The organism is Streptomyces sp. NPDC058773 (assembly GCF_042746015.1).
GTDB lineage: Bacteria > Actinomycetota > Actinomycetes > Streptomycetales > Streptomycetaceae > Streptomyces.
In genome coordinates, this window is record NZ_JBHYPE010000018.1 from 99,152 (window position 1) to 119,155 (window position 20,004).

The 20,004-nt window shown below is 71.9% G+C and carries 14 protein-coding genes; 7 read left to right on the forward strand and 7 right to left on the reverse strand.

Annotated features, from left to right (window positions below; genetic code table 11):
* The first annotated feature begins 117 nt into the window (after positions 1-117).
* Together ACFW5B_RS18170 and dgt are read left to right on the forward strand one after the other, a co-directional pair.
* Entirely contained in the window at positions 118-471 is a 354-nt protein-coding gene (locus ACFW5B_RS18170) for a hypothetical protein (protein ID WP_386440054.1), read from the forward strand.
* 149 nt (positions 472-620) lie between these two features.
* Positions 621-1,946: a dGTP triphosphohydrolase gene (gene dgt, locus ACFW5B_RS18175; protein WP_386440056.1), complete on the forward strand. Its 1,326-nt coding sequence runs from the start codon at positions 621-623 to the stop codon at positions 1,944-1,946.
* Positions 1,947-2,085: 139 nt separating this feature from the next.
* Here the strand turns inward: dgt and ACFW5B_RS18180 are convergent, their stop codons facing one another.
* The 7 genes from ACFW5B_RS18180 to ACFW5B_RS18210 form a co-directional block, all read right to left on the reverse strand.
* Positions 2,086-2,925 carry a cytochrome c biogenesis CcdA family protein gene (locus ACFW5B_RS18180; protein ID WP_386440058.1) on the reverse strand — a complete coding sequence of 280 codons (840 nt, stop codon included), beginning with the start codon at positions 2,923-2,925 and terminating at the stop codon, positions 2,086-2,088.
* A complete protein-coding gene (locus tag ACFW5B_RS18185; protein WP_386440060.1) occupies positions 2,922-3,704 on the reverse strand; it encodes a DsbA family protein in 783 nt (260 codons plus the stop codon). Before ACFW5B_RS18185 ends, ACFW5B_RS18180 begins: the two co-directional genes overlap by 4 nt.
* Before the next feature lie 55 nt (positions 3,705-3,759).
* The gene (locus ACFW5B_RS18190) at positions 3,760-4,239 is read right to left on the reverse strand and encodes a hypothetical protein (RefSeq protein WP_386440062.1); all 480 of its coding nucleotides are present in this window, start codon (positions 4,237-4,239) and stop codon (positions 3,760-3,762) included.
* A gap of 132 nt (positions 4,240-4,371) precedes the next feature.
* Positions 4,372-4,911, reverse strand: coding sequence for an ATP-binding protein (locus tag ACFW5B_RS18195; protein ID WP_386440064.1), 540 nt, complete (start codon positions 4,909-4,911; stop codon positions 4,372-4,374).
* Positions 4,912-5,175: 264 nt separating this feature from the next.
* Complete coding sequence (locus ACFW5B_RS18200) at positions 5,176-5,943, reverse strand: enoyl-CoA hydratase/isomerase family protein (protein WP_386440066.1); 768 nt, start codon at positions 5,941-5,943, stop codon at positions 5,176-5,178.
* A gap of 109 nt (positions 5,944-6,052) precedes the next feature.
* On the reverse strand, positions 6,053-7,291 hold the full coding sequence (locus ACFW5B_RS18205; protein WP_386440068.1) for an Ig-like domain-containing protein: 1,239 nt from the start codon (positions 7,289-7,291) through the stop codon (positions 6,053-6,055).
* A gap of 176 nt (positions 7,292-7,467) precedes the next feature.
* Entirely contained in the window at positions 7,468-8,751 is a 1,284-nt protein-coding gene (locus ACFW5B_RS18210) for an Ig-like domain-containing protein (protein WP_386440070.1), read from the reverse strand.
* Positions 8,752-8,986: 235 nt separating this feature from the next.
* Between ACFW5B_RS18210 and glgX the strand changes: the two genes are divergently transcribed.
* The 5 genes from glgX (at position 8,987) to ACFW5B_RS18235 (ending at position 19,900) form a co-directional block, all read left to right on the forward strand.
* The gene (gene glgX / locus ACFW5B_RS18215; protein WP_386440072.1) at positions 8,987-11,242 is read left to right on the forward strand and encodes a glycogen debranching protein GlgX; all 2,256 of its coding nucleotides are present in this window, start codon (positions 8,987-8,989) and stop codon (positions 11,240-11,242) included.
* An 85-nt stretch (positions 11,243-11,327) separates the two neighbouring features.
* Complete coding sequence (locus ACFW5B_RS18220) at positions 11,328-13,226, forward strand: ABC transporter ATP-binding protein (RefSeq protein WP_386440074.1); 1,899 nt, start codon at positions 11,328-11,330, stop codon at positions 13,224-13,226.
* Positions 13,223-15,145, forward strand: a complete 1,923-nt coding sequence (locus tag ACFW5B_RS18225) for an ABC transporter ATP-binding protein (protein ID WP_386440076.1) — start codon at positions 13,223-13,225, stop codon at positions 15,143-15,145. The genes ACFW5B_RS18220 and ACFW5B_RS18225 overlap by 4 nt, the downstream gene beginning before the upstream one ends.
* A 556-nt stretch (positions 15,146-15,701) precedes the next feature.
* The gene (locus ACFW5B_RS18230; protein ID WP_386440077.1) at positions 15,702-17,981 is read left to right on the forward strand and encodes a M4 family metallopeptidase; all 2,280 of its coding nucleotides are present in this window, start codon (positions 15,702-15,704) and stop codon (positions 17,979-17,981) included.
* 287 nt (positions 17,982-18,268) lie between these two features.
* On the forward strand, positions 18,269-19,900 hold the full coding sequence (locus ACFW5B_RS18235; protein WP_386440079.1) for a M4 family metallopeptidase: 1,632 nt from the start codon (positions 18,269-18,271) through the stop codon (positions 19,898-19,900).
* Positions 19,901-20,004 lie beyond the last annotated feature (104 nt).

Below are 20,004 nucleotides of genomic sequence, written 5' to 3' on the forward strand. Positions count from 1 at the left end.
GACCGTCACCGTCCCGGTGCTAAATCGTGGGTCCGAGCGGGCATGCATCCCGCCATGGGAAGCCGCGAAGTGCGATCGGAAGATCAACTGTCAGTGGGTCCGCCTACGCTCCGGGACATGGGTTACGCAAACCTGCGCGAACTCCAGACCGCGCTGACCACCGCCTCCGACCTTGCCTCGGCCCTGCAGTCCGCCCCCACCCGGCGCGACGCGGACCAGCTCGTCGACGTCCTCCGACAAGCGCTCACCGCCGCCAGTTCACTGGGCGCGGAGACCGGCCCGACCGGCTGCGCCCTGCATCCGCACGGTGCGGTCGACCCGTTGTACGGCGACCCGGAAGATCCTCTTCCGCCGGGCTACGGGAAGTGCCTGCTCTGCAACGACCGCCGCCGCCGTGCGGACGCCCACCCTCCGCACATCCGCCCCTGTGCCCGTCCGCATCCACGCTGGCGCCGACGCCTCAGCGCGTGAGGCCGGTGCGAGCGGCGGCGCAGGTCCCCGGGCGGACACCGGAACGCCTGGTCGCACAGGTCCCTGGCCGTGACGCCGGAACGCCTGGTCGCGCGGGCCCGAGCGCCCGCGACGGGCCCCGGCGGGCGCGGCAGGACTACCATCCGCGCATGCGACCTGCCAGATACAGCGATGAGGATCTAGAGCAGCACTCCCTGCGGCGACGGGTGCCCGACGACGGGCAGCGGTCCGGGTTCGAGCATGACGTCGACCGGATCCTGTACTCGACGCAGTGGCGGGCGCTGGCCGGCAAGAGCCAGGTGGTGGCGAGCGCCGAACTGGGCGCGTATCACACCCGGCTGACGCACTCGATGAAGGTGGCGCAGCTCGGCCGGCGGATGGCGGAGCGGCTGGAGCGGCAGTACGGCGGGCCGAATCCGGCACTCGTCGAGGCGGCGTGCATGGCTCATGACATCGGCCATCCGCCCTTCGGACACGCGGGTGAGCTGGCGCTGCGCGCCACGATGGACGAACTGCACTTCGCGGACGGCGTGCTGGACAGCTTCGAGGGCAATGCCCAGACCCTGCGGGTGCTGACCTTCCTCGCCGCCCACAAATACCCGGGGCATCGCGGGCTCCATCTGACCCGCGCCTGTCTGGACGCCGCCACGAAGTACCCGTGGGAGCGGGCGCCCGTCGACCAGGACCCGGCGCGGCATGTGAAGTGGGGCGTGTACGTCGCCGACCGGGAAGCGTTCTCCTGGGTGCGGGCCGGCCGTACGGACACCGCCGTACCGGTCGAGGAGCAGGTCATGGACTGGGCGGACGATGTCACCTACGCCTGCCATGACGTGGAGGACTTCTACCGCACGGGCCTGATCCCGCTGGCCGCGCTGTTCCCGCCGGACGGTGCCGCGGGCGGCGACACCGAGCGGGAGACCCGCCGCTTCCTGGACTATGTGCAGGCCAAGCGGGCGCGGGCGGGCGAGGCCTTCGACCGGGCGGCCGCGCTGGTGATGATGGAGGACATCGGCAAGCGGCTGGCGGTACCCGCCCCGTACAGCGGCAGTCACGAGGACGCGGTGGCGGTCAACCGCCGCACCGCCGACCTGATCTCGTACTTCACCCGTGGCATCGAGCTGGAGGTGGGCGGCGCCGCGGCGATCCGTTACGGGGCGCGGCTGGTGATCCCGCCGGAGCGGCGGGCCGCCTGTGATCTGCTCAAGGAGCTGGTGTGGTGCTATGTCATCGACCGCCCGGCGCTGGCCACCCAGCAGCACGGCAAGCGGCGGGTGGTGAGCGAGCTGCTGCGCTGGAGCCATGACGCGCCCGAGCTGCTGCCGCCGGACCGCGCCGAGGAGCTGGCGCTGCACGGCGACCGGCTGCGGGCCGCCGCGGACCATGTCGCCTCGCTGACCGAGGATCAGGCGCTGGCCCTCCACCGGCGGCTGTCCGGCACGGGCCTGGGCTCGGTCAACGACAACGTGTGGCTGTGAGGCCGGGAGCGCCCCGGGACGGTGAGCCCGGGGCGCGGGGAACGGGGCACGGGCGGCGGGGCGGACGGGGGCGCGGAAGGACCGGCAGGTGAGGCTTTGTCCGTCCCCCGCCCCGCGGGTCCCGCCCCGCCGCCGCCCGCTACTCCGCCCCGTCCTCCCGCTTCTTCTCCGGCCGTAGCGCGAACCGGGCCAGCACCCCGGCGACGACCAGTGCGGCCACCGCGATCAGCACCGCGTCGGGGACGCCGTTGCCCAGCCGGGTCGCCCACTCCTCGGCACGGAACTCGGAGTCCGCGTCGAGGATTCCGGGCAGCGCACTGGTTCCGTTGAAGCGCAGGAACAGCACGCCGATACCGATGAAGAACACCCCGGACAGCAGCGAGGTGGTGTGCAACCGCAGCTTGCCGAGGGTGAATTCGCGACCCCGCAGCCAGCCCCGGGTGCCGAGCTTGCAGCGGTCCCACAGCAGCGCCAGCACGAACAGCGGCAGCGCCATGCCCAGCGCGTACACGGCCAGCATCGAGGCGCCGTACACCGGTGAGCCGCTGACCGCCGTCACCGTCAGCACCGCGCCCAGAATCGGGCCCGCGCAGAAGCCGGCCAGGCCGTAGACACAGCCGAGCAGGAATGTGGAGACGGCCGAGCGCGGGGTGATCCGGGCGGCGGCGGCCTGGGCACGGCGGGAGGCGAAGCCCAGGCCGAGGATCTGGGCGAGACCCATCGCGATGACGACCCAGCCGCCGACCGCGATCAGCAGATCGCGGTGGCCGTTGAACAGCCGGCTGGCCGCCGTACTGGCCGCGCCGAGCGGCACCAGCGTGGTGGCCAGTCCCAGATAGAACACGCCGGTACGGGCCACCAGCCGGCCGGGGGTGGACAGCGAGTACGCGAAGAACGCCGGCAGCAGCAGTGCGCTGCACGGGCTGAGCAGGGCGAGCGCACCGCCCAGGAACGCCGCGAGGTAGCCGATGTCGTTCACTTGCCGCCTCCCTTGGCCCCCGCCCCGTGCCCGGCCTTCTCGGCGGCCTGCTCGACGGCCTGCGCGAAGACCTCGTAGGGCTGGGCCCCGGCCACCGGCCGGCCGTTGACCAGGAAGGACGGGGTGGACTGCACACCGAGCTGGTAGCCCTCGTCCTGGTCCTTCTTCAGCGCCCGCTCGGCGTCGTCGCTCTTCAGGTCCGCACGGAACTTGTCGAGGTCGGGCACACCGCTGCTGCGGGCCAGGTCGACGAGCTTGTCCTCGGCGAGCGCCGCGCCCTTACGGGTCTTGGCGTACAGCTCGTCGTGCATCTGCCAGAACTTGCCCTGCTGTCCGGCGGCCCAGGAGGCGCGGGCGGCCCGCTCGGAGTGCGCGCCGAAGACGGTGAAGTTGCGGAACTCGATGCGCAGGGTGCCCGCGTCGACGTACTTCTTGATCAGGTCGGGCTGGGTCTCGCGGGTGAAGCGACCGCAGAACGAGCACTGGTAGTCGGCGTATTCGACCAGGACCACCGGGGCGTCCTTCTTGCCGATGGCCAGCGGGTCCCCGTCCGCGCGGCGGCTGGTGCGCTTGGCGAGGTCGTCGAACATCTTCTGCTGTGCGGGGTCCTCCTCGGGACCGGCGGAGGCGGCGGCCTCCGGGCTGTCGCCGCGGCCGGTGTCGCGGTCGCCCTCGACGGACGCCCCGACGGCGACGGCGATGGCGATCACGGCGACGACGAGGGCGATGACCGCGCCGATGGCGGCCAGTTTGCGGGTGGGGGAAGCGGAAACGGGCATGCGGAAGCTCCAGACGTACGGGGGGGAATTCAGGCCGGGTGCGTCGGGGAGCGGCCTATATCCGCAGTACGGGGAGGAGCGCGGTGGGGTCGGTGACGGACGCGCTGTCCGTCGGCGGCCGGGCGAGTGCGCACTGCGCGGGCAGGTCCATGGTGAGCGGCCCGGCGCCGGTGGTGGCGGGGGCGAGCGGTTCACCGCGGTGCGGTGCGGGCAGCGGGGCGGATTCGTCGGGCGCGGGCGCATGACGGCCCTGGCAGCGCTTGGGGGCCTGGGCGACGGCGAGGGGTGCGGCGGAGTCGAGCCGCGGGGCGCCGTGTGCGGTGGCCGGCCGCCCGGTGGTGGTCCGGTCCGCCGGGCCCGTGGTGTCCGGGGTGGCGGCCGGTGTCACGTCAGCCGTCCGCCAGGCCGCGGTGGCGGTTGCCGCCCGGCCCGCGAGCCAGGCCTCGTCGCCGCCGGTCCGGCAGAGCAGCGGGCCGAAGGCGATGGTGAGGAGGAGCAGCAGCGTCAGCGCGGCCGACCGGCGCACATGGTGCATGTCCTTCCCTCTCCGTACCTGGCGCGAGCATGAACAACCCATCCTACGGATGGTCACCGCGCGGGCGGAGCACCGCCGGGGCCCGGCGCCTGTCGCGGGCCCGCGGTCCCGGCCGGACCGCGGTCCCGGCGCTCAGCGGTCGGCGATCCGCATCTCGAACCAGGTGGTCTTGCCACGGGGGAGCAGATCCACGCCCCAGCGTTCGGAGAGCATGTCGACGAGGAAGAGCCCGCGGCCGCTGAGGTCCATCGCCTGCACCGGCATCAGACACGGCAGACCGCGGGACGGGTCGCGCACCTCGATGCGGACCCAGCCACGGCGGCGGAGCATCCGCAGCCCGAAGGTGCGGGCCCCGGTGTGCCGTACGGCGTTGCCGACGAGTTCGGAGACGAGCAGGACGGCCTGCTCGGCGAGCTGCGGCGTCAGGCACCACTGCTTGAGGAGGACGGCGGCGGTCAGCCGGCGGGCGATCCCGGCGGACTGGGGGCGCGAGGGGAGCCGGACCTCGCCGAGGGCCGGCTCGCCGCCCGGTTCGGGCGCGGCGGACAGCGGTCTGCGGGGAGCCGGCGCCGGCTCCCGCTCCTCGTCGGGGACGCCCCATCGCGCGGCGGCCGGATCGCTCCGCGGCCGCGGCTGCTCCATTCCTTCGAGGCCCGCCATGCCCCCCATCATGGCTGCTACTTGACGGTCACGGGGGTGGAACCGACGGAATCCGCTGTCCGGAATCGTCGGTTCCCTCCCCGCGCCGAGACATATGCCAACGGCAGTTAAGGTTCCGGGTCGCACCCGCTGACCTGCGATGACGCCCGGCCTCCGGCGGACCGGCGGAAGACCTCAACAAGGTTGCCTTAAGGCACAATTAAGTTTTCCCGCATTCCCCCACAAGGGGCAGCACGTCCCGGCCAAACCTCAGATGCCCCGTCAACACCAGTCGTTTCAGCGGAACTTGGCCTTGCCCGGACCGTCCTCGACGAAGCTGCGCATGCCGGTCTCCCGGTCCTCGGTCGCGAACAGCCCGGCGAACCAGTTGCGTTCGACGGTGAGGCCGGTGTCGATGTCCGTCTCCAGGCCCGCGTCGACGGATTCCTTCGCGGCCCGCAGCGCCAGCGCCGGACCGGCCGCCAGCCGCGCCGCCCAGGCGTGCGCCTGCTCGTAGACCTCGGCGGCCGGCACCACCCGGTCGACCAGACCGAGGGTGAGCGCCTCGTCGGCCTTCACCTGACGGCCGGTGAAGATCAGGTCCTTGGCCTTGGACGGGCCCACCAGCCGCGCCAGCCGCTGGGTGCCGCCGGCGCCCGGGATGAGCCCGAGCAGGATCTCCGGCTGACCGAGCTTGGCGTTGTCGGCCGCGATCCGGACGTCGGCGCAGAGCGCCAGTTCGCAGCCGCCGCCCAGCGCATAGCCGGTGATCGCGGCGACCACCGGCTTGGGAATGCGGGCCACGGCGGTGAACGAGTCCTGCAGCGCCTTGGACCGTACGACCATCGCCGCATGGTCCATGACCTGCATTTCCTTGATGTCCGCACCGGCCGCGAACACCTTCTCGCCGCCCCAGATGACCAGGGCGCGGACGTCGTCGCGGCGGGTGGCCTCCTCGGCCAGCTCACGCAGCCGGTCCTGGGTGGCGATGTCGAGCGCGTTCATCGGCGGACGGTCCAGGCGGATGGTGCCGACGCCGTCGGCGACCTCGAAATTCACAGTCATGCCGGAAGGTTAGTACGCGTTAACGACGTCGGGCCCGGTGCACTCGGTCACAGTGCAGCGGGCCCGGTCGCCTTCCGGCCGTCCTGCGCGCCGGCTCCCACGGGGTGGCCTACTGGTCGGCCTTCCACTTCTCCCAGGAGAGGTTCCAGTCGCTGAAGCCGTTGTCCGGCTGGATCGTTTCGTCATGGGAGTTCTTGACGACGACCACATCGCCGATGACGGAGTTGCGGAAGAACCACGCCGCCGGGGTGGACCCGTCACCGCCGCCGCGCTGGTCGAACAGGCCCACACAGCCGTGGCTGGCGTTCCGGGTGCCGAAGGCCGCGCGGCCCGACCAGTAGTTGCCGTGGATGAAGGTGCCGGACGTGCTCAGCCGCATCGCGTGCGGTACGTCCTTGATGTCGTACTCCCCGCCGAAGCCGACGGTGTCCCCGTTCATCCGCGTCACGAGGTGCTTCTCGCTGATGACCATCTTGCCGTTGTACGTCTCGGTGCCCGGGGCTCCCGCGGTGATCGGGATGGTCTTGATCTTCTTCCCGTCGCGGACCACGGTCATCTGCTTGGACTTGGCGTCGACCGTGCTGACCTGGCTGCGGCCGATGGTGAACGAGACCTTCTTGGCCTGGGTCCCGTAGACACCGGGCCGGCCCTCGACGCCGTTGAGGTCCAGCTCCAGGGTGACCTTGGTGCCGGGCGCCCAGTACTTCTCGGGGCGGAAGTCGAGCCGGTCGTTGCCGAACCAGTGGCCCTCGACCGGGACCGAGGGCTCGGCGCTGACCTTGATGGCGTCCTCAACGGCCTTCGGGTGCGTGATGCCGCGGGTGAAGCGGATCGAGACCGGCATCCCGACGCCGACCTTCTGGCCGTTCTCCGGGCTGTACTGGCCGATGAAGGTGTTCTTGGGGACGAGGGTGGTGAAGCCGGAGTGCTCGGCTGCCGCCCGGCCCTGACGGTCCACCGCTATCGCGTCGACGGTGTACTTCGTCGAGGCGCCCAGATGGCCGCTCGGCTTCCACACCGCGCCGTCGCCCGATATCTTCCCGTCGACCGCATTGCCCTTGCCGTCCTTGACCTTGACGGATGTGAGCTTGCCCTTCTGGGCGGTCACCTTCAGCGCGCCGCTGGTGGCCACGCCGTCCGCGCCGTCCTTGGGCGCTATCGTCACGGCGGCCTGCGAGGGACCCTTGTCCCCGGCCGCCTTGCCGCCCTTCTTCCCGTCAGCGTCATCGCCGCCACACCCCGCCACCAACAGCAGCGTGGCGGCGAGCAGCACGGCGAGCGGGCCCCCGCCACCGTGCGGCCACCGACGCCGGCGGGCCGGCACCCCCGAATTCGGCTGGACGTTCACGACTGGCCCCTTTTCCCCTCGCACGGCCCGCGGTCCCCCGCACGCGGATGCGGGCAGCCGCGCGCTTGCCGTTAGATAACCACACCGCGGTGACAGTGAACTCCCCCTGAATGTCACTGTTCAGTCCCAAGTGCGGGGGTGGTGCGGGGTACTTGTCCCGGCGGACGGGAGCCGGTTCAGCGCAGCGCGGACCCGGCCCGCCACAACCCCCACGGCATGTTCCAGCCACCGAGGCCGTTGTCCGGCGCGACCGTGCGCTCCGGGGAGTTCTGCACCACGATGGTGTCGCCGACCATCGACTGGCCGAAGAACCAGCCGGCCGGGGTGTTCGGGCCGCCGCCCCTGATGTCCTTGAGCCCGACGCAGCCATGGCTGGTGTTGACACCGCCGAAGACCTCCGGCGGCGCCCAGTAGTTGCCGTGGAGGAACGTGCCCGACCTGGTGAGGCGCATGGCGTGCGGCACGTCCGGGATGTCGTACTCGCCGCCGAAGCCGACCGTGTCGCCGTCCATCCGTGTCATCGAATCGCGCTCCAGGATCACCATCCGCCCGTTGTACGTGGGGTTCTCGGCGTCGCCCGCGGTGACCGGCAGCACCGCCACGACCCGGCCGTTGCGCCGCACGGTCAGGGTGTGCCGGGCGGCGTCGATGGTGCTGACCTGGTCCCGGGCCACCCGGTAGCGGACGGTGCGGTGCTGGGTCCCATAGGCGTTCGGCGCGCCCTTCACCCCGCGCAGCCGCAGCTGCACGGTGATCTGGGTGCCCGGCCGCCAGCGGTCCCGGGGCCGGAAGTCCAGGCGCCGGCGGCCGAACCAGTGGGCGGCGACCTCGACGCCGGGGCGGGCGGCGACCCGGACGGCGCGTTCGACGGCGGCGCGGTCGGCGATCGGGCGGCTGAAGACCATCGAGAAGATCAGGCCGGTGCCGACGGTGGCGTCGCGCTGCGGGGAGAAGTGGCCGACGAAGCGGTGGACGGGGGCGGCGGTGGTGAAGGTGGTGTGGCGGGCGATGCGGTGGCCCGCGCCGTCCAGCGCCACCGCGTCGACGGTGTACCTCGCGCCGAGCTGGAGGCGGCCGGACGCGGGCCGCCAGACCATGCCGTCCGGTGAGATCCGCCCGGCGACGGGCCGCCGGCCGGCGGAACCGGTCCGGCTGACCGCGACCCGCTCCAGCCGCCCCGCCGGGACCCGGACCTCGAAGCGCCGGTCCGCCCGTACGCCGTGTGCGCCGTCGTCCGGGACGACGCCGATCGTCCCTTCCGGGGAGCGCGGTCCGCCGCCGACGAAGGTCTCCGGATCCCCGCAGCCGGCCAGCGCCACCGCCCCGGTGAGCCCGGCCAGCACCAGGAGCGCGACGCGGCTGCGGCGGGCCGGGGAGGGGCCCGGCAGCCGGTCCCGTACCCGGGCGCCGCCGCGGCGCGTGGCTCGGTCCCCTGCACGTTCCTGCTGATGGGCGGTCATATACCGCATTGTGCTGGATGATGCCCTACTTGGGAGGTATGTCGCGTAACGGAATGTCACCGGCGGAAGGGGCAGCGCCCGGAGCCTCCCGCGGGAAGCGTGAGGCAACGCCCGGTTGCGGGAAGAACAACGGGGAGGGCGGACACCTGCACGGCCGGACCCCAGCGCACGCTGGGAGGTCCCCGCTGCCGGGACCCACCGCCCGACCGAGCCATGAGCCGCAGGAGGCGGGCACGTGTCGAGCGCACCCGAGCAGGAGGCAGTGGCGGACGAACCACTCGCCCCACCTGCGGACATCCGTCCCGGCAGCCCCACGCCCCTCGGGGCCCGGTACCGCACCGGCCCCGATGGTCTCGCCGGTACCAACTTCGCCCTCTGGGCGGGCGGCGCCGAGGCCGTGGAGCTGTGTCTCTTCGACGACGCGGAGCGCGAGACGCGCCATGCGCTGACCGAGCTCACCCATGAGATCTGGCACGGCTTCCTGCCCGGTGTCCGCCCCGGGCAGCGCTACGGCTACCGGGTGCACGGCCGCTGGGACCCCTGGTCCGGCGCCCGCTGGAATCCGGCGAAGCTGCTGCTCGACCCGTACGCCAGGGCCGTGGACGGCGACTTCGCCGCGCGGGCGGAGACGTCCGGCTCCGGGGCCGCGCTGCCCGCCCAGCTCTACGGGCACGTCCGCGACTGGCCGCAGCAGCAGAGCGCCGACACCGTACGGGACGACCGGGACTCGGCGCCGTACGTCCCGAAGGGCGTCGTGGTCGGCGACGACACCGGGGAGGAGGGCGCGGCCGACGAATGGCGGGACGACCGCCGGCCCAAGACGCCCTGGCCGGATTCGGTCCTCTACGAACTGCACGTACGCGGTTTCACGATGCGCCACCCCGGCATCCCGGAGCGGCTGCGCGGCACCTACGCCGGGCTGGCGCACCCCGCCGCGCTGGAGCACCTCGTCCGGCTCGGGGTCACCGCCGTCGAACTGCTGCCCGTCCACCAGTTCGCGCACGAGGACCACCTGGTGCGCCGGGGGCTGCGCAACTACTGGGGCTACAACTCCATCGGCTACTTCGCGCCACACGCCGGATACGCCGCGACCGGTACCCGGGGGCAACAGGTCGGCGAATTCAAGCGGATGGTGCGGGCGCTGCACGACGCCGGGATCGAGGTGATCCTCGACGTCGTCTACAACCACACCGCGGAGGCCGGCGAACTGGGCCCGACGCTCTCCCTCCGGGGCATCGACAACCGCGGCTACTACCGCCTGGCGGCCGACGCCCGCCGGTATGCCGACTACACCGGCTGCGGCAACACCCTGCACGTCGTCCAGCCCCATGTGCTGCGGCTGATCACCGATTCGCTGCGCTACTGGGTCACCGAGATGGGCGTGGACGGCTTCCGCTTCGATCTGGCGGCCGCGCTGGCCCGCTCCCTGCACGACGTCGACATGCTCTCCCCGTTCCTCGCGGTGATCGCCCAGGACCCGGTGCTGCGCCGGGTCAAGCTGATCGCCGAGCCCTGGGACGTGGGCAACGGCGGCTATCAGGTCGGCGCCTTCCCGCCGTTGTGGACGGAGTGGAACGACCGCTACCGCGACACCGTCCGGGACTTCTGGCGCGGCGCCCAGCACGATGTCCGCGATCTGGGCTACCGGCTCTCCGGATCGAGCGACCTCTACGCCTGGGGCGGCCGCCGCCCGTACGCCTCGGTCAACTTCATCACCGCCCACGACGGCTTCACCCTGCGCGACCTGGTCACCTACGAGCACAAGCGCAACGCGGACAACGGCGAGGGCAACCGCGACGGCACCCACGACAACCGGTCCTGGAACTGCGGCGCCGAGGGCGAGACCCATGACCGGGCGGTCACCGCGCTGCGCCGCCGCCAGCTGCGCAACCTGCTGACCACCCTGCTGCTGTCGACCGGCGTGCCGATGCTGGTGGCCGGCGACGAGATGGGGCGCACCCAGCACGGCAACAACAACGCCTACTGCCAGGACAACGCGACCAGTTGGGTCGACTGGTCGCTGCTGGACGATCCGGAGTGGCGCCCGCTGGCCGGTCTCGCGGCCCGTCTCATCGCGCTGCGCCGCGCCCACCCCGTCCTGCGCCGCCGGGCGTTCTTCTCCGGCCGGCCGCACGGGCAGGGCGGTCTGCGCGACCTCGCGTGGTTCACCGCGGACGGCACGGAGATGACCGAACAGGACTGGTACACCCCGGGGGCCACGCTGGGCATGTACCTCTCCGGGAACGACATCTCCCAGCGCGACGCCCGGGGCATCCGGATCACCGACGAGAGCTTCCTCGCGGTGCTCCACGCCGACGCCCGGCCGCGACCCTTCACCCTCCCCGGAGCGCCCTGGGCGCAGCGGTACGAACTCCTCGTCGACACCGTGCGGGAGGAGCAGCCGGACGCGGCGGAACCGCCGTACGCGGCGGACGCACCGGTCACCGTGGCCGGGAGGTCGGTGCTGTTGTTCCGGGCGGTGCCGGGCTGAGGCATACGGGCGGGGGCGCGGGGGCGGGCCCGCCGGCGGAAACCCGGATGAGCGTTGTCAGTGCCGCGCCTTACGCTCGCGAGTGATGGCAGATACCGCGCAGACGACGCACCCTCCCGGCCGAAGCGACTTATCCCGGTTACCCGAGTTGCCCCGGCGCTCCGCCGTGCGCTCGCTGCTCCGGCTGTGGCCGTTCGCCCGGCCGGTGCGGGCGCGGATGTTCACCGCCGCGTTCGTGGGGGTGCTCGCCTCGTGCGTCAGCCTGGTCATTCCGCTGGTGCTCAAGTGGCTGGTGGACGGGCCCGTGGCGGCGCGCGATCCGGGCGGGGCGTGGCGGGGCGGCGGGCTTCTCCTGCTGCTCGGGCTCGCGGAGGCGCTGCTGTTCGGGCTGCGGCGGTGGCTGGTGGCGCGTCCGCTGGCCGGGGTCGAGGCGGCGATGCGCGAGGCGCTGTACCACCATGTGCAGCGCCTGCCGGTGTCCTTCCATGACCGCTGGCCGTCGGGCCAGCTGCTGTCGCGCGGCACGACCGATCTCCAGCTGGTGCGGCTGTTCCTCGCCTTCCCGCTGACCTTCCTGCTGATCAACGGCGTCACGATCCTGGTGGGCGCGGGGCTGCTGCTGGCCCAGCGGTGGTCGCTGGGACTGGTGCTGCTGGCGCCGGTGCCGCCGCTGATCGTGCTGTGCTCGGTCTTCGAGGCGAAGTACGGGCGGGCGGCGCGCCGGACGCAGGACCAGCTCGGCGATCTGACGACGGTGGTCGAGGAGTCGGTCCTCGGCATCCGCATCATCAAGGGCTTCGGCCGCCACCGCAGTCAGGCCGACGCGTTCCGGAGGCTGACCCGGGCGCTCCGTGCGTCCGAGCTCCGCAAGGCGCGGCTGCTGGCGTGGATCTGGGGGAGCATCACCACCCTGCCGGAGCTGGCGATCGGCGCCGCGCTGGTGCTCGGCACCCTCCAGGTGGCCGACGGCGCACTGTCCGCGGGCACCCTCGTCGGCTTCCTGTCCACCGCCCTGGCGCTGCGCTGGCCGGTGGAGTCGATCGGCTTCCTGCTGGCCATGAGCAACGAGGCGGCGACGGCCACCGACCGCTACTTCGAGGTGCTGGACGAACCGGTCCCGGCGGAGCCGGACCGGGAGGCGGCGGGCGGGAACACGACGGCCGCGGACACGCCGGCCGGAGCCGTGGCGCCCCCGAAGGCACCCGCCCCCGACGCGCCCACGCCCACGCCCACGCCCACGGGCGGACTGGTCTTCTCCGGCGTCCGGTTCCGCTACCCGGACGCACCACCCAACTCCCCTCCCCTGCTCCGGGACATCACCCTGCACATCCGGCCCGGCGAGACGATGGCGCTGGTCGGGGCGACGGGCAGCGGCAAGACCACGCTCACGGCGCTGGTTCCGCGGCTGTACGACCCCACCGCGGGCCGGATCACCCTCGACGGACGGGATCTGGCGACCCTCCGCCGGGAGGAGGTCCGGGCGCTGGTCGCGGTGGCCTTCGAGGAGCCCACGCTGTTCTCGGCGACCGCCGCGGAGAACGTCCTGATGGGCGGCGAGGACGCCGGGGAGGTCGAGCTCCGGCGGGCACTGGAGGTGGCGCAGGCCGACGGCTTCGTCGACGCGCTGCCCGAGGGCGGCGCCACCCAGGTCGGCGAGCAGGGCCTGAGCCTGTCCGGCGGGCAGCGGCAACGGCTCGCGCTGGCCCGTGCGGTGGTCGGCCGGCCGCGCTTCCTGATCCTCGACGATCCGCTGTCCGCCCTCGATGTGCACACCGAGGCGCTGGTGGAGGCGGCGCTGCGCCAGGTCCTGGCGACCACCACCGCCCTGGTCGTCGCCCACCGGCCGTCCACGGTCCTGCTGGCCGACCGGGTGGCGCTGCTGTCCGGCGGCCGGATCACCGCCGTCGGCACCCACCACCAACTCCTCCGGGACGCCCCCGAGTACGCCACCCTGATGTCCGGCGAGGAAGAGGCCGCCCGATGACCACCACCACGGCCGGCCGCCCGTCCGACGGCCCCGAGGAGCGCCCCGGTCCCGAGGAGCGCCCCGGCCCCCGGAAGCAGCCCGCGCCGCCGCCCCCGGAGCCCGAGGACCTCACCCCCGACGCGCTCGCCGATGACGCGCCGGCCGCCCCCGGGGCCGCGCGTTCCCTGCTGGCCTCCCTGCTGGCCCCGCACCGGCGCCGGGTCGGGCTGGTGGCCGTCCTGCTGCTGCTCCAGCAGGCCGCCGTGCAGGCCGGACCGCTGCTGGTGGCGTTCGCGCTGGACCGCGCGGTGCCGGCGCTGCGGGCCGGCGACCACGGGCCGCTGCTCGCGGTGGCGGTGGCGGCGGTGCTGTGCGCGGTGGCGTCCGGCGGGCTGCAGTTCGGCTTCATCGAAGTGTCCGCGCGGGTCAGCCAGGACGTACTGCTCGACCTGCGCGGCCGGATCTTCCGGCACGGTCAGGCGCTGAGCCGGGACTTCCACGAGCGCTATACGTCCGGCCGGCTGATCTCCCGGGCCACCACGGACGTCGAGTCGCTGCGCGAACTCCTCGAAGAGGGCCTCCAGGAGCTGATCACGACCCTTCTGTCGACGGTCTACATCTCCGTGACCCTGCTCTGGCTGGACCCGGGCCTGGGCACCGCCGCCCTGGTCTCCGCCGGGCCGCTGGCCCTCCTCGTGCGCTCCTTCCGGCACCGTTCGCACCGCGTCTACAGCGCGAAGTCCACGGCGACGGCGGCCGTCATCGTGAAGTTCACCGAGACCCTCAACGGCATCCGCCCGGTGCAGGCGTTCCGCCGCGAGCGCCCCAACGACGCCGTCTTCGCCCGGCTGAACCACCGCCACCAGCGGCTCAACGGCGACGGCCTCCTGGAGATGGCGCGCTATGTCGTCGCCTCCCGAGTGGTGGCCAACACCGCGGTCGCCGCGCTCGTGCTGTGGGGTGCCTACCGCGTGGCCACGGGAGGTCTGGCGCTCGGTGTCCTCGCCGCCGCGGTGCTCTATCTGCGCCGGCTGTACGACCCCATCGACCGGCTCGCGATGTTCCTCAACTCCTATGAGTCCGCGGCCGCTTCCCTCCAGAAGATCGCCGGACTGCTCGCCCGGCGCCCCGGCGTCCCGGAGCCCGCCGTGTCCGCCGCGCTGCCGCCCGTCGCCGCCGGCCGGCCGGGGCGCGAGGTCACCTTCCGCGACGTCCGCTTCGCCTACCGCACCGGCGGCGAGGTGCTGCCCCGCTTCGGGCTGACGCTCGAAGCCGGGACGACCGTGGCCGTGGTGGGCGCCACCGGCGCCGGCAAGTCCACCCTGGCCAAGCTCCTGGCCCGCTTCTACGACCCCACCGAGGGACAGGTGCTGCTCGACGGGGTCGATCTGCGCGAGCTGTCCACGACCGCGCTGCGCCGTGCCGTCATCATGGTCACCCAGGAAGCGTTCCTGTTCTCCGGCACGGTCGCCGACAACATCGCCCTCGGCCGCCCGGACGCCACTCGCGCCGAGATCGAACGCGCCGCGAAGGCCATCGGCGCCCATGACTTCATCGCCGCGCTGCCGGACGGCTACGACACCGACGTCCGCAAGCGCGGCGGCCGCATCTCCGCAGGGCAGCGCCAACTCGTGGGCTTCGCACGGGCATTGCTCGCCGACCCGGCCGTACTCCTCCTCGACGAGGCCACCAGCTCCCTGGACATACCCGGCGAGCGGGCGGTGCAGCGCGCCATGGACACCGTCCTGGAGGGCCGTACGGCGCTGGTGATCGCCCACCGCCTCTCGACCGTCACCATCGCCGACCGGGTCCTGGTGATGGCCGGCGGCCGCATCGTCGAGGACGGCCCGCCGGACGAACTCATCGCCGCCGGGGGCCGGTTCGCACAGCTCCATCAGGCGTGGCGGGACAGCGTGGGGCAGGACGGGGCCGACTGACCGAACTCGGCCCCCATGGCTCCCTGGTGGCGGCGAACGGAGCCGGTGCCCCCCTGTGGCGCTCCTGGCGCAGCCAAGGCGTGCAAAGTCCCGTCTGCCGCGGGGAGTCCGGCGTCCGGGCGGGCCCGGGCCGGAGCGCCCCGGGCCCCCGCCGTACAGGGCCGCGATCCGGACGGCCGTCAACTGCCGTCCGACGGTTTCCGGTGGGAAGAAGGGGCGGGGGCGGCCTGCGTCGCCGATCACGGGCCGTCCGGCTTCCGGACACGGATTTCGGGCAACGGACGGTTTCCGGCCAATTAGTTGAACGGAGCCTGACAACAAGCCACCGGTGGTGGGACTCTTCCCCGCAACCGCCGCACGGACCCCCACAGCACCAACTCCCTGCGGCCGGAGGCTCCATCCGCACCACCCGTTTCACGCGCACACCCAGCACCTCCCGTACGTCTCCCCCCACACGCTCCAAGAGTTCTGCCTCGCTCTGCCCGGACGGCCGCTTCGCCGCCCGGTCCCCCTCCGGCCGCAGCGTCAGACGGCGGCCACCGCAGAAGGAGTCAGTGTGAGACGCACCCCCCATGGACGCGCCGTCGCGACCGGCGCGCTCGTCGCCGTCACGGCGATGCTGGCCGTCGGTGTTCAGGCCGGTACCGGCACGGCGGCCGCCCCGCGGCCGGGCAGCACGCATGCCACCCCCGATCCCGGCGCCCTGCCGGCCAAGCTGTCCCCGTCCCAGCGTGCGGAGCTGATACGGGCAGCCGGCGCCACCACCGCCGAGACCGCGCGGCAGCTGAAGCTCGGCGCGAAGGAGAAGCTGGTCGTCAAGGACGTCTCGAAGGACGTCGACGGCACCGTGCACACCCGCTACGAGCGGACCTACGAAGGGCTGCCCGTCCTCGGCGGCGACCTCGTGGTGCACGAGAGCAAGGCCGGCAAGCTCAAGGGCGTCACCAAGGCCGTCCGCTCCCAGCTGAAGGTCGCGAGCACCACCGCGAAGGTGCGGCCCGCCACGGCCGAGGCGAAGGCCGTCAAGGCGGCGCAGGCGCTCGGCTCGAAGAAGACCGAGGCCGCGAAGGCACCGCGCAAGGTGGTCTGGGTCGCCGACGGCAAGCCGCTGCTCGCCTACGAGACGGTGATCGGCGGGCTGCAGGACGACGGCACGCCCAGCCAGCTGCACGTCATCACGGACGCCACGACCGGCGCCAAGATCTTCGAGTACCAGGGCATCAAGACCGGCACCGGCAACAGCGAGTACAGCGGCAAGGTCACCATCGGGACCTCGGGGTCGGCACCGAACTTCTCGATGACCGACGCCACCCGCGGCAACCACAGGACCTATGACCTCAAGCACGGCTCGTCCGGCACCGGTTCGCTCTTCACCGACGCCGACGACACCTGGGGCGACGGCACCCCGCAGAACGCCCAGACGGCCGGTGTGGACGCGGCCTACGGCGCCCAGGAGACCTGGGACTACTACAAGAACGTGCACGGGCGCAGCGGCATCAAGGGTGACGGCGTCGGCGCCTACTCCCGGGTCCACTACGGCAACAGCTACGTCAACGCCTTCTGGGACGACGGCTGCTTCTGCATGACGTACGGCGACGGCAGCGGCAACGCCGCCCCGCTGACCGCCATCGACGTGGCCGGCCACGAGATGTCGCACGGTGTCACCGCGGCCACCGCCGACCTCACCTACAGCGGTGAGTCCGGCGGCCTCAACGAGGCGACCTCCGACATCTTCGGTACGGCGGTGGAGTTCTACGCCAACAACTCCTCCGACCCCGGTGACTACCTCATCGGCGAGAAGATCGACATCAATGGCGACGGCACCCCGCTGCGCTACATGGACAAGCCGTCCAAGGACGGGGCGTCGGCCGACTACTGGTCGAGCAATGTCGGCAACAAGGACGTGCACTACTCGTCCGGTGTCGCCAACCACTTCTTCTACCTGTTGTCCGAGGGCAGCGGCCCGAAGGACATCGGCGGCGTCCACTACGACAGCCCGACCTTCGACAACCTGCCGGTCCCGGGCATCGGCCGGGCCAACGCCGAGAAGGTCTGGTTCAAGGCACTCAGCCAGTACATGAGCGCCAACACCAACTACGCGGCCGCCCGCACCGCCACCCTCAAGGCCGCCGCCGACCTGTTCGGCGAGGGCAGCGCCTCGTACAACACGGTCGCCAACACCTGGGCGGCGGTGAACGTCGGCGCCCGCGTCCCGGACGGCGGCGGGGTCACCGTCACCAACCCGGGCAACCAGACCGGCACCGTCGGCCAGGCCGCGAGCCTGCAGATCAAGGCGACCAGCGGCACCGCGGGCGCGCTCTCGTACGCGGCGACCGGGCTGCCCGCCGGGCTGTCGCTCAACGCGACCACCGGTCTGATCTCCGGTACGCCGACCACGGCCGGCACCAGCACGGTGAAGGTGACGGTCACCGACGCCGCGAAGAAGACCGGTACCGCCGACTTCACCTGGACGGTCAACCCGGCCGGTGGCGGCAATGTCTTCGAGAACGCCGCCGATGTGCAGATCCCGGACGCGGGCGCGGCGGTCACCTCGCCGATCACCGTCGGCCGCAGCGGCAACGCCCCGAGCACACTCAAGGTCGGGGTGGACATCGTGCACACCTACCGCGGTGACCTGGTCGTCGACCTGATCGCCCCGGACGGCACGGCCTACCGGCTGAAGAACGCCAGCGCGTTCGACTCGGCGGCCGACGTGAAGACCACGTACACCGTCAACGCCTCCTCGGAGAAGGCGAGCGGGACCTGGAAGCTGCGGGTCCAGGACGTCTACTCCCAGGACACCGGCTACATCAACGGCTGGAAGCTGACGTTCTGACCGGAGAGCGCCACTCAGCCGTCACCTCGGTGTGACATAGCCGGGCCACAGATCACGCCATCGATCAACTCAGGTACAAGGAAAGCGCGTTGGGCGTCGTCCCCTGATGACAGGGGGCGGCGCCCAGCTCCGTTATGCGAACGGCGGTCACCTCTCCACGGACATTTTTCGGCCAATCCCTTTACACCCTCCTGACATGCACGCGTTCGAATGGCAGTCTCTCCGAACGCACGTCACACCCGCATCGCTTTGCACCCCCACCACTTGGCAAAGTTGAAGGAGCACGCGTGACCCCCCGCATATCCCGTAAGACCCGTGTCGTCGGTACCTCGTTCGCCGTCGCGGCCCTCGTGGCCGCCGGCATCACCGCTGGTACCGCCGGCGCCTCCCCCGCCCAGACCCCCACCGCGGACGGTTCGCCCCTCAAGCTCACCGCCTCGCACCGCGCGGAACTGCTGCGCGACGCGAGCGCGACCAAGGCGCAGACCGCCAAGGAACTGGGCCTGGGCGCACAGGAGAAGCTGGTCGTCAAGGACGTCATCAAGGACGCTGACGGCACCACGCACACCCGCTACGACCGCACCTACGACGGCCTGCCGGTGCTGGGCGGCGACCTGATCGTGCACACCGCCAAGGGCGGCGCGGTCAAGAGCACCACCAAGTCGACCGAGAAGTCGGTCAAGGTGGCCTCGACCACGGCCAAGATCGCCCCGACCGCCGCCGCGAAGTCGGCTCAGGGCACCGCGGTGAAGTCGCTCAGCGCGAAGAAGGCCGACGCGCAGGCGCCCAAGAAGGTCGTCTGGGCCGCCTCCGGCACGCCCGTCCTCGCCTACGACACCGTCGTCAACGGCGTCAAGAAGGACGGCACCCCGAGCCGGATGCACGTCATCACCGACGCCAACAGCGGCAAGAAGCTGTTCCAGTACGACGAGATCCGTACCGGCAAGGGCGAGAGCGAGTACAGCGGCAGCGTCGAGCTGGGCACCACCAAGTCGGGCAGCGGCTACACGCTGACCGACAAGGACCGCGGTGACCACAAGACCACCAACCTCGAGAACAGCGAGTCCGGTGACGGCAAGGCCTTCACCGACGAGGACGACAAGTGGGGCACCGGCAAGCCGGACGACCCGCAGACCGCGGCCGTGGACGCGCACTACGGCGCGGCCGTGACCTGGGACTACTACAAGAAGGTGCACGGCCGCAGCGGCATCAAGGGTGACGGCAAGGGTGCCTCGTCCCGCGTCCACTACGGCAAGAGCTACGTCAACGCCTTCTGGGACGACAGCTGCTTCTGCATGACGTACGGCGACGGCGAGGGCGACAAGAAGCCGCTCACCGCGCTCGACGTCGCGGCGCACGAGATGTCGCACGGTGTCACCTCCGCCACCGCCAACCTCACCTACAGCGGTGAGTCCGGCGGCCTGAACGAGGGCACCTCGGACATCTTCGGCACGTCGGCCGAGTTCTTCGCCAAGAGCGAGAAGGACCCGGGCGACTACCTCATCGGCGAGAAGATCGACATCAACGGTGACGGCAAGCCGCTGCGCTACATGGACAAGCCGTCCAAGGACGGTCAGTCGCAGGACAACTGGGACTCCAAGACCGGTGACCTCGACCCGCACTACTCCTCGGGTGTCGCCAACCACTTCTTCTACCTGCTGTCCGAGGGCAGCGGCGCGAAGGAGATCGGTGGCGTCAAGTACGACAGCCCGACGGCGGACGGCAAGAAGGTCGAGGGCATCGGCCGGGACAAGGCCGAGAAGATCTGGTTCAAGGCCCTGACCGAGTACATGACCTCCAACACGGACTACAAGGCCGCCCGTGAGGCGACCGTGAAGGCCGCCACCGACCTGTACAAGGCCGGCAGCGCGGAGGTCAAGGGCGTCGAGGCCGCTTGGACCGGTGTCGCCGTCAAGTGACGCAACGTGCGGGAACGTGCTGAACGACCCGGGGTGATCTGACCCCGGAGCGGGCGGTGCCCGGAGAGGCGGACTCTCCGGGCACCGCCTTCGCGCGTTCCGGA

Excerpts from the sequence above, each read along its gene's own strand:
- ACFW5B_RS18225 (WP_386440076.1), top strand. The coding sequence starts at position 13,223 with ATGACCACCACCACGGCCGGCCGCCCGTCCGACGGCCCCGAGGAGCGC.
- ACFW5B_RS18190 (WP_386440062.1), bottom strand. The coding sequence starts at position 4,239 with ATGCACCATGTGCGCCGGTCGGCCGCGCTGACGCTGCTGCTCCTCCTC.
- ACFW5B_RS18200 (WP_386440066.1), bottom strand. The coding sequence starts at position 5,943 with ATGACTGTGAATTTCGAGGTCGCCGACGGCGTCGGCACCATCCGCCTG.
- ACFW5B_RS18185 (WP_386440060.1), bottom strand. The coding sequence starts at position 3,704 with ATGCCCGTTTCCGCTTCCCCCACCCGCAAACTGGCCGCCATCGGCGCG.
- ACFW5B_RS18220 (WP_386440074.1), top strand. The coding sequence starts at position 11,328 with ATGGCAGATACCGCGCAGACGACGCACCCTCCCGGCCGAAGCGACTTA.
- ACFW5B_RS18170 (WP_386440054.1), top strand. The coding sequence starts at position 118 with ATGGGTTACGCAAACCTGCGCGAACTCCAGACCGCGCTGACCACCGCC.
- ACFW5B_RS18195 (WP_386440064.1), bottom strand. The coding sequence starts at position 4,911 with ATGATGGGGGGCATGGCGGGCCTCGAAGGAATGGAGCAGCCGCGGCCG.
- ACFW5B_RS18210 (WP_386440070.1), bottom strand. The coding sequence starts at position 8,751 with ATGACCGCCCATCAGCAGGAACGTGCAGGGGACCGAGCCACGCGCCGC.
- dgt (WP_386440056.1), top strand. The coding sequence starts at position 621 with ATGCGACCTGCCAGATACAGCGATGAGGATCTAGAGCAGCACTCCCTG.